This window comes from Streptomyces varsoviensis, assembly GCF_000718635.1.
Taxonomy (GTDB): domain Bacteria; phylum Actinomycetota; class Actinomycetes; order Streptomycetales; family Streptomycetaceae; genus Streptomyces; species Streptomyces varsoviensis.
Window position 1 is genome coordinate 1 of sequence record NZ_JOBF01000087.1, and the last position, 272, is coordinate 272.

Sequence of the window (272 nt, forward strand, 5' to 3'; positions counted from 1 at the left end):
GGCGGATGATCGCCTCCACCGGATTGACGGTCCCCAGCAGATTGGACACCAGCGTGAACGAGACGACCTTCGTCCGCTCCGTGATCACCTCATCCAGATTGCCCAGGTCCAAACGCCCGTCATCCGTCAGCCCGAACCATTTGAGCTTCGCCCCCGTGCGCTGGGCCAACAGTTGCCAGGGGACGATGTTGGAGTGGTGCTCCATCTCCGTGATGACGATCTCGGTGTCCCTATCCACCCGGTAGGGCTCCTCGGCCCAGCCGAGCATGTTG

General features: G+C 62.5%; 1 protein-coding gene. It reads right to left on the reverse strand.

From position 1 onward, the window contains the following. On the reverse strand, nucleotides 1-272 hold a 272-nt coding region (locus IF55_RS35710; protein ID WP_157854647.1), incomplete at both ends, for an aminotransferase class V-fold PLP-dependent enzyme.